Source organism: Streptomyces sp. NRRL F-5650 (assembly GCF_000721365.1).
Taxonomy (GTDB): Bacteria; Actinomycetota; Actinomycetes; order Streptomycetales; family Streptomycetaceae; genus Streptomyces; species Streptomyces ardesiacus.
This window is the reverse complement of the sequence record NZ_JOGV01000127.1, coordinates 1-2,008: the sequence shown is the minus strand read 5'-3', so window position 1 is coordinate 2,008 and position 2,008 is coordinate 1. Positions and strand designations below refer to the sequence as shown.

1 protein-coding gene is annotated in these 2,008 nt (G+C 72.1%); it reads left to right on the top strand.

Annotated elements, in window-relative coordinates; all coding sequences use genetic code 11:
- A partial coding sequence (locus tag IG88_RS0137685) for a type I polyketide synthase (protein WP_037837561.1) occupies positions 1 to 2,008 on the top strand: 2,008 nt, incomplete at both ends.

The window sequence follows — 2,008 nt, the reverse complement described above, 5'->3', positions numbered from 1 at the left end:
TCCGGGGTATGTGATGGCGCGGCGGCGGCCGTTGATCGAGGACATACCCGAGGTCGCCCAGGTCCTCGCGGACGACACCGACCACACCACCACCGGCGAGGACACGGGTGGTTCGGCTCTGCGGGCGGAGCTTGCGGCCCTTGGCCGGACGGAGCAACTCGACCTGCTGATGGACCTGGTGCGTGACGAGGCCGCCGGTATCCTGGCGCACTCCTCCACGGCCGAGATCACCTCCGAAAGGCCGTTCAAGGAGCTGGGCTTCGACTCCCTGACCGCGATGGAGCTGCGCAACCGGCTCAACGCGGCCACCGGTCTGCGGCTGCCCGCCACCCTCGTCTTCGACTATCCCAACCCGCGACAGCTCGCCGCGCACCTCCACGGTGAACTCGCCGGTGCCGGGGCCGGTGCCGCCGTGGCACCGGCGACGGCGGCGACCGCCCGGGTCTCGACCGACGAGCCGCTCGCCATCGTCGGCATGGCCTGCCGTTACTCGGGCGGGGTGTCCTCCCCCGAGGACCTGTGGCAGATGGTCGTGGAGGACCGGGAGGGCATGTCCGACTTCCCGTCCTACCGGGGCTGGGACCGCTGGAACCTCGGCAGCCTCCGTCGGGCGGGTTTCCTGCACGAGGCGGGCGACTTCGACGCCGGTTTCTTCGGGATCTCGCCCCGCGAGGCCATGACGATGGACCCGCAGCAGCGGTTGCTCCTGGAGACGTCGTGGGAGGCCGTCGAGAGGTCGGGCATCGACCCGACGTCCCTCCGCGGCAGCGACACCGGCGTCTTCGTGGGTGGCACCGCGGTCGAGTACGGCGCCCTGCTCATGAACTCGCCGGCCAGCCAGGGCTACGCCGTCACAGGGTCCTCCGGCAGCGTGATGTCCGGGCGGATCTCCTACTCACTCGGCTTCGAGGGCCCCGCCGTCAGCGTGGACACGGCCTGCTCGTCCTCGCTGGTCGCCCTGCACCTCGCCGCCCAGGCCCTGCACAGCGGAGAGTGCTCGCTCGCCCTGACGGGCGGCGTCGGCCTCATGTCGGACGCGCGCCGCAACGGCCATGAGGTCCTGGCGGTGATCCGCGGCTCGGCCATCAACCAGGACGGCGCCTCCAACGGCCTGAGCGCGCCCAACGGTCCCTCGCAGCAGCGCGTCATCCGCTCGGCCGTAGCCAACGCCGGTCTGTCCCTGTCCGACGTGGACATGGTGGAGGCGCACGGCACGGGTACGACGCTGGGCGACCCGATCGAGGCGCAGGCGCTGCTCGCCACCTACGGGCAGGACCGGCCGGACGACCGGCCGCTGTGGCTCGGTTCCGTGAAGACCAACATCGGTCACACGGGGGCCGCGGCCGGTGTCGCCGGCGTCATCAAGTCGGTACTCGCCCTGCGGCACGGCCTGATGCCCAGGACACTCAACGTGGACGAGCCGACGCCCGAGGTGGACTGGTCGGCGGGTGCGGTGGAGCTGCTGACCGAGGCGCGGGAGTGGCCGGCGGGCGAGCGGCCCCGCCGTGCGGGTGTGTCGTCGTTCGGGATCAGCGGCACCAACGCCCACGTCATCATCGAAGAGGCACCGGACGAGGAGACACCGGATCGGGCCGGCAGCGACGGCCTGGACTCCCAGGCCGCCCTGGTCACGCCCGTCGTCCCCTGGGTCATCTCCGCCCGGTCCGGCGGCGCCCTGCGCGGCCAGGCCGAGCGCCTGCGCGAGCTGCTGGAACGCACCCCGGATCTCGACCCGGCCGACGTGGCGTTCTCCCTGGCGACGACGCGTGCCGACCTGGAGCACCGCGCGGTGGTGCTCGGCGGCGACATCGCGGAGCTGACCGAGCGGATCGGCGCCATGGCGGCCCAGGAGCCGGCCACCGACGTGATCACCGGTACCGCCGAAGCCAACGCCCGCACCGTGTTCGTCTTCCCGGGTCAGGGGTCGCAGTGGGTGGGGATGGGGCGTGAGCTCTGGGATGTGTCGCCGGTGTTCGGTGAGTCGATGGTGGCGTGTGAGCGGGCGTTG